Source organism: Leucobacter ruminantium (assembly GCF_017565705.1).
GTDB classification, from domain to species: domain Bacteria; phylum Actinomycetota; class Actinomycetes; order Actinomycetales; family Microbacteriaceae; genus Leucobacter; species Leucobacter ruminantium.
Genome location: NZ_JAGDYL010000030.1, coordinates 24,977 through 32,287 on the forward strand (window position 1 = coordinate 24,977; position 7,311 = coordinate 32,287).

General features: G+C 63.7%; 6 protein-coding genes. 3 read left to right on the plus strand and 3 right to left on the minus strand.

The genetic code is table 11. The features are described 5' to 3' along the window. Positions 1-48: 48 nt before the first annotated feature. Positions 49-1,614 carry a recombinase family protein gene (locus J4H91_RS13775; protein ID WP_208046826.1) on the plus strand — a complete coding sequence of 522 codons (1,566 nt, stop codon included), beginning with the start codon at positions 49-51 and terminating at the stop codon, positions 1,612-1,614. A gap of 307 nt (positions 1,615-1,921) precedes the next feature. On the opposite strand, the gene J4H91_RS13780 is transcribed toward J4H91_RS13775, so the two are convergent. Together J4H91_RS13780 and J4H91_RS13785 are read right to left on the minus strand one after the other, a co-directional pair. Next, positions 1,922-2,788 (minus strand): exopolyphosphatase, encoded by an 867-nt coding sequence (locus J4H91_RS13780; protein WP_208046827.1) that lies wholly within the window; start codon positions 2,786-2,788, stop codon positions 1,922-1,924. A 205-nt stretch (positions 2,789-2,993) separates the two neighbouring features. Next, positions 2,994-3,599, minus strand: a complete 606-nt coding sequence (locus J4H91_RS13785; RefSeq protein ID WP_208046828.1) for a LysE family translocator — start codon at positions 3,597-3,599, stop codon at positions 2,994-2,996. A gap of 112 nt (positions 3,600-3,711) precedes the next feature. Between J4H91_RS13785 and J4H91_RS13790 the strand changes: the two genes are divergently transcribed. Beyond that, positions 3,712-5,070: an aminotransferase-like domain-containing protein gene (locus J4H91_RS13790; protein WP_208046829.1), complete on the plus strand. Its 1,359-nt coding sequence runs from the start codon at positions 3,712-3,714 to the stop codon at positions 5,068-5,070. Positions 5,071-5,215: 145 nt separating this feature from the next. Here J4H91_RS13790 and soxR read toward each other — a convergent pair whose 3' ends face one another. Beyond that, positions 5,216-5,683: a redox-sensitive transcriptional activator SoxR gene (gene soxR, locus J4H91_RS13795; RefSeq protein WP_208046830.1), complete on the minus strand. Its 468-nt coding sequence runs from the start codon at positions 5,681-5,683 to the stop codon at positions 5,216-5,218. A 50-nt stretch (positions 5,684-5,733) separates the two neighbouring features. Here soxR and J4H91_RS13800 point away from each other — a divergent pair, with 50 nt between their 5' ends. Then, on the plus strand, positions 5,734-7,170 hold the full coding sequence (locus tag J4H91_RS13800; RefSeq protein ID WP_208046831.1) for an MFS transporter: 1,437 nt from the start codon (positions 5,734-5,736) through the stop codon (positions 7,168-7,170). Positions 7,171-7,311: the final 141 nt, after the last annotated feature.

The window sequence follows — 7,311 nt, forward strand, 5'->3', positions numbered from 1 at the left end:
TCTGTAAACGCACCTACCTCTCACACGAGTAGGAAGGTGGGCCGAGAGATGGGCCACGAACAGCAGGAACAGGCCACGGTGCCGTTGCGGGCGGTGGTGTACGTCAGGATCAGTGACGACCCCGAGGGCACCGAACGAGGCGTGGATCGGCAGGAGGCCGATTGCCGCGCCTACGCCGAAGCTCACGGGTGGGAAGTCGCAGAAGTGTTTCGTGAGAACGACACGTCGGCGTTCAAGCAGCGCACGATCACGCTCCCGTCGGGTGAGCGGGTGAGGCGAGTAATCCGCCCGCAGTTCCGCGCCATGCTGAAACACCTCAGCGACGGGCAGGCGCAGGTGATGATCGCGTACGACCTGGACCGGGCCGTGCGCGACCCCAGAGACTTGGAAGACCTCATCGACGCGAAAGTGCTCGGCGGGTTCACCGTCCGCTCCGTGACCGGCTCGCTCCGACTGGACACGGATTCTGATGTGGCGATGGCCAGGGTGCTGGTCGCGATGGCGAACAAGTCCTCCGCCGACACTGCGCGGCGTGTCGCTCGGGCGGCGAAGCAGCAGGCCATCGAGGGTGCCTGGCACGGCGGCAGGGTGCCATTCGGGTACCGGGCAGAGGCCGGTGCGCTCGTGATCGATCCGGTGACGGGGCCGCTGGTCGTCGAGATGTACCAGCGGGTGCTCGCCGGTGACTCGCTGTATCGGATTCGGAAGGACTGGAATGCGCGCGGCATCCTCACCACTCATGGGTGTGCGTGGTCGGATCGGACGCTCAAAATGGTGCTCTACAACCCCTCCAACAAGGGCGTACGCGAGTACCGCCCGGTCATGCCAGACGGGAGCCGCGCGAAGACCTCGAAGATGCAGGTGAAAGCGGCGTGGCCCGCGATCGTGGACGAAGACACCTGGCAGCAAGTCTCCGACGTACTCGACGCGAGGAAGAAGGCCCGGAACTTCCACCAACCTGGCAGCGGTGCCGCGGTGCGGATGTATCCGTTCTCGGGGCTGATCCGCTGCTCACTGTGCGGCACGGCGATGATCCATCGGGGTGGCGTGTACCAGTGCTTACAGCCGACCCCGGGCGGCTGCACCCGGTCGATTCGCTCTGCTGAAATCGAGAGGCTCGTCGAGGAAGCAGTGCTCGCGACGTTCGAGCAGATCACCCTCCATCCCACGAAACACCGAACCTCTGGCAGTGACCTTGCGGCACGGGTCGGGCTCGCCGCGACGCTCGACGCAGACAGGGAACGCTTGGCGCGGCTCGATGATGACTACTATGACGGGCTGATCGACAAGGCCATGTGGGTGCGGCAACGCGCGAGGATCGCGGAACGGATCGAGGCGACCCGCCGCGAGCACACCGCGACCACACCCGAACACGCCGGGTTGAGCATCGACGTGACGACGGTTGCTGCTGAGTGGGAGGGGCGTACCCCGATGTGGCAGTACCAAGCGGCGAGCCTGATCCTGCAAGCGGTGCTCGTCCATGCTCATCCCGCGGACATGATGACCGCTGTGCCCAAGCGCCGTAACGAGAGCACCGAGGAGTTTCATGTGCGCCGCGACGCGCACCGTGCGGCAGTGCTCGCACGCCGGGTCGAGTTCGTCTGGCGCGCATAGAGCGGATCGTGCGTGATCGGCCCCGCGTTCCTGACTCGCAAAGCACGTCAGGGTGCGGGGCCTTCGCGTTTCTCGGCGACGGGCGCGCGCATGGGGCGTGGCGCGGTGCAGAGTCCGCGCAGCCGAGTCAGCACGGCAGGGTCATCTACGACGGTGGTGAAGCCCTGCGCGCGCCGCGAGGCAGCGGCGAGTCGAGCGCCGAGCGTCGAAGCCGACGGGCGCGCAGGAGGAATCGGTGCGGTGGACGTAGCAGCTGGAGTGACGGCGTGGGTGCTCATACCGTTAGGTGCGAAGCCCTACCCCCAAATCACGGCGCGGCGTACTTGTCGGGGTTCGCGGCACGGATCATCTTCACCAGAGCCGCGTCGTCGCGCAGAGCGTCCAGCGTTTCGCCGCTCAGTAGCCGCAGCAGCACACCATCACCCACCGGCGTACCCGCGTGCTTTGGATCGGGGTGCCCGAGGATGATCCGCAACAAGGCCGACCACGACCGGGGCGGTAGCCCGAGCAGCATCGGGATCGTACGGTCACGGCGCAGCACCTCGACCCCACGCTGCCGAGAGGACAGATCGGCAAGCCGGTAGGCCACATGCTCGACACACTCGGCGATGAGCGCAGCATCCCAGCCCGCCGAGACGAATAGCGCGACCGTGGCAGACAGCAGAGCGAACACCCGCGCCTCGTGCTCGTTCTCGTCCGCGTCGCCGTCATCATGATGCGTGAACGCGGGATGGTAGTCGGCCAGCCGTTCCCGCTCGGCGAACCGCACAGCATCGTGAAACCCGGCGATTCGAGAGGTGTGGCGTACTTTGCTGGCTGAGGTCAGTATCCCAGCGGCACGGGTCTCCGCGTGGCAGGTGATCTGCACGGCGCGGGTGACGACGGCCCAAGGATTACCCGCGTTCCGGGTCGAGGGAGCGAGCATCACCTCGAACGCGGCAGACGCCACCGCCCAGGCATCCAAGCCGTGCTTACGCGCGAGGGGACGGTATTTGCTCGCGGTGTAGCGCATCAGTTCCGCGGCTTCACGGTCACCCCGCCACGCGCCCGGTCCGGCGGCGTGCAGCCGGGCGAGTAGGGCACGTAACCCTTCTGACCTCTCGAACTCGTGACAGACCGAGTTCGCTGAGGCCGCGGCATCGTCGCTCGCGGCGGGTGTGATGTACTCGTCCACGGTGACGCCTCCCGGAAGAGAGGTGCGACACCGGGACCCCCTACCGGGCTTCCAAGCCCGCCGCGATCAAACAGGTGGCATCCTGGCTGGCGATAAATGTGCGACCGTGATCTGCGGACTCGTGCTCTCTGTGCCGGAGAGGGGCCGAGCTGCCTAGAGCAGATGACGTTCCGCGCCGTGCGTGTGCCCGCGGTGTGCCTCGTGATTAACCGAGTTGTGCTGTGAGCATCGGGTAGAGCGTCGCCAGGAGCAGGATTGCCATGAGCACGTTGAAGACGCGCCTGTTCCGAGGCTTACGCAGCCATCGTCGTACAGCAGTTCCGAATAGTGCCCACAATGCAACGCTTGGGGCGTTGACCAGTGCGTATATCAGCGCGACGATGGCGACTTGTGCGATGTGTGCTTCCGCTGGGAGGTAGTTGGCGGACGCTCCTACAGCCATCACCCATGCTTTCGGGTTCACCCATTGGAATGCGGCCGCGCCGAAGAACCCGAGGGGCCGCCCCCGCGTCCCACCGTCGGACGGGGCGGGTGCTGTTGCGATCTGCCAGGCGAGCCAGATGAGGTACAGCGCGCCAACGACGCGCACCACGGTGTAGAGAGGCGGGAACGCGGTGAACAGTTCTGCGAAACCGAGGCCGACTCCGAACACCATCACTCCGAACCCGATGCTGATCCCGGCGAGGTGGGGCAGTGTCCTCGTAAAGCCGAAGTTGACTCCGGATGCGAGAAGCATGAGGTTGTTCGGTCCAGGAGTGACCGACGTGACGAGAGCGTAGAAGGCCAGCACGAGGAGGATGTCGTTGCTCATGCTGGCTGGACTGATCGGAGTAGCGTGACACGCTCAGTTGTTCGGCACATACTATGAGTGTGACACTATCCTCGAAATCGAGTAGGTGTCCTAGTACACTAAGGAAGCTCAGATGAGTACACGATCTGCCTGGGAGCCGTGGATCGAGGATCGCGGCACCGCACCCCTGCATGAGCGACTCGCGGGGGCACTTGAGAGTGACATTCTTCAGGGCACGCTCGCTCCCGGCGAGCGCCTCCCGGCGCACCGTGAACTCGCCCAACACTTGAGTGTGTCGGTGGGTACGGTGACTCGCGCCTACATGAACCTCGAGCGTCGTGGTCTGGTCCGGGGCGAACACGGGAGGGGGACATTCGTCGCTGCGCCAGATCGCGCGCGCGACGCGGTTGAATTGATAGACCTCTCCGTCAACGTTCCGCCGCCGATGCTTGCTGCGCAAAAACTGGCAAGCTCTCTCGCGGCGCTGCCTCAGTCCGTATCAGCGGCAGAATTGGCGACATACGCTGATCCGCTCGGGCTGCCACATCACCGACGGGCGATCGCCACTTGGCTGGACAGACAGAGCATGCCGGTTGCGCCTGAACGAGTACTCATCACCCATGGCGCTCAACATGCTCTCGCTGTGGCCTTCGCTGCTGCAACAGCACCCGGAGGGATCGTGCTCACTGAAGCGCACACCTATCCTGGAGCTCTTGAAGCCGCTCGCCAATCCGGACAGCAGCTCCGCGCAGTACATACTGACGTCCAGGGAGTGATCCCCGACGCCTTAGCGGACGAGTTGGCGACGATCCAGGGGGCCGCATCGCGGACCGTCTATCTGACGCCGACCTTGCATAATCCATACGGATACACCATGAGTCAAAGGCGTCGGAGGGATATCGTCGATGTCTGCCGAGAGCACCATGCGACCGTCATCGAAGACGATGTCTACTCGGTCTTCCGAGACTCGCGGACAACACCGTTGGCAAGACTGGCTCCGGAGAGAACCTGGTACATCAACGGCTTTTCCAAGAGCCTGAGCCCTGGAATACGGGTCGGTACATTAGTCGCTCCCGAGGCGAACCAGAGCCAGGCGCGGGCGATCCTCCAAGCAACGACACTCGGTGTAAGCCCACTGATGGCAGAACTCGTCGCGCAATTGGTTTCCGATGGTACCGCAGCACATGTCGCTACCGCGTTGCGCGCCGAATCCGAAGAACGGCTCAGTCTTGCCGCTTCCATGCTCGCCGAGCACATCTCCTTCCTCCCGGCTGGCGGCTTTCACCTTTGGCTCCCGATGCCCCGGAGCCAAGCCGAGGAAGTCGCACATTTGGCAGCGCGCGAAGGCGTCCTCGTCACGCCCCCAACGACAACGAGCACTGACCCGTTGAGTGAAGCATCAGGCCTCCGCGTCTGCATTGGACGCCCCGATCCTCGGCAACTCGAACGTGGGCTTGCTCGGCTCAGGAAGGTTATTCAGAAGATGCCCTGAGCACTAAAGTCGCTGAAGCAAGCAAGGATGAGGTTTCTGAGTTCTCGATGGCCGGAACAGCATCGAGTGTGAGTCAGAGGCGTGATCAATTTTCCAGCCACATAACTCAGTGAGGCATCACGTGCGACCACAGCTGATCAGCGGCTCAATGCGAGTCGCCTTCCGATGGATACTGCAATCTCCTGGCACCGGGGCCTTCGGCGGAAAGCTGGTCGTCGGGGTTGAGAACGCGGCATGTGTTGAGCGAGAGACACCCACAACCGATGCAACCCACGAGTTCTTCTTCAAGGCGTTCCAGTTCTCGCCGTCTGACTTCGAGCCGTTCATGCCAGCGTTTAGAGATTCTGCGCCAGTCGGCCTTTCCGGGCATCCGATTCTCAGGGAGTGAGTCGAACACTTGGGAAACCTCGGCCAGCGGAATACCGAAACGACGGGCAGCGCTGATGATTCCGATCCGGCGGAGAACATATCGCGGATACCTGCGCTGGTTCCCGGCCGTACGAACGGAAGAAATCAGCCCCTGGTCTTCATAGAACCTGACCGCGCTGGTGGCGATCCCGGCGCGCCGAGCGACCTCGCCAACAGTGAGTAAATCGGTCGGTGCGTAGGCCATTCTCGTCGCTCCTTGACTTCAAGTTAACTTGAAGTTCTAGCGTAGCAGGCGTGACCTCATCGACACCAGAACATCAGCAACAGTCCGCATCCAGCAGCCCTCCAACACCCGAATCTGGATGGGGCGCTCTCTTTTCGAAGCCGCACCTATCGGCGGTCATCATCATGGCCAGCGGGGTCGGCCTGTACGCGATGAACCTGTACTTCACCGCAGCCCTTATGCCAACCGTCGTCGCGGAGATCGGTGGCGAGCAATACTATGCCTGGGCGTCAACCGGGTATCTGATCACCGCAGTGATCGCGACGATGTTCGTGAGCCGCATGCTCACCACTCAGGGCGCTGCCCGCGCCTACGTCACCGCGTACCTGCTCTTCGCTGCCGGGACCCTCATCAGCGCAGCAAGCCCGACGATGGAACTGTTCGTGACCGGGCGAGCAGTGCAAGGCTTTGGGGCAGGCCTACTCACCGGTCTTGGGTACGCTGTGATCCGAAGCGTGCTGCCTCAGGCGCTGTGGACTCGTGGCACCGGAGTGGTGTCCGCGATGTTCGGCGTCGGCACCCTCGTGGGGCCTGCACTTGGCGGTGTGTTCGCCGAGGTCGGCGCATGGCGGGCAGCGTTCGGAGTGCTCGCTGCACTTGCGGTCGTCCTGTCGCTCGTGACGCTGCGTGCCCTGCCACGACAGAAGCCTGCGAAGTCGCCCCGGTCGCGTGTCCCGATTCCGTCGATCATTGCACTCGCCCTGACCTCAGCAACGCTCAGCCTCAGCTCGACCCTCTCAACCTTCTGGGTGCCGGTCATGATCGGCGCAGGGCTGCTCCTTCTCATCGTGTTTCTCGCCGTCGACGCCCGCGACGCCAACGGCGTACTCCCCAGGCTCACCTATGTCCGCGGAAACCGGGTCAAATGGGTGTATCTCACAGTGGCGGCGCTATGCGCGGGCGTCATGACCGAGAACTTCATCCCCCTGTTCGGCCAGCAACTCGCAAACCTCTCCCCGCTGCTGGCGGGACTCCTCGGCGCGGTTCTGTCGTTGGGGTGGGTCGTTGCCCAGCTCTTCAGCGCGAACGCCACAGGCAAGGTCGCTCGCAGACTCACTCGTACCGGTCCAGTGCTCCTCACCCTGGGCCTGGCAACCTACGGAGCACTGCAAGCCACGCACGCCTCGGCGTTCACCGTCGTGTTGTGGGTGGTCATGCTGTTGATCGCCGGTATCGGAATCGGGCTCGCATTCCCGCATCTCTCAGTCGCAGCAATGAGCAGCAGCGACGACGAAACCGAAGGCGCGAAAGCGGCAGCCGCCGTCAGCACGACCCAACTGATCGCGTTCACCCTGACCTCCGCGATCGCAGGAAACCTGCTCGCCCTCGGGAGCGCAAGCGAACTCGCCGCCGCCCGCTGGCTCATACTAGGAATCGCCGCTCTCACCGTCATCGGCATCGTTACCGCACTCCTCGTCACTGCGACGCCTCGGAAGTCCAGCAACTGACCCGTCCCAACGTAGCGAACTGTCAACTGGCTACACCAGCGGCACAGGGACTGTCTGAATAATGGTGTGTGAGGGTCCGGCCTGATCCGAAAGGAGATGGCCGTGGCTGACACGACCACTGTCGTTGTTGACGACGAGATG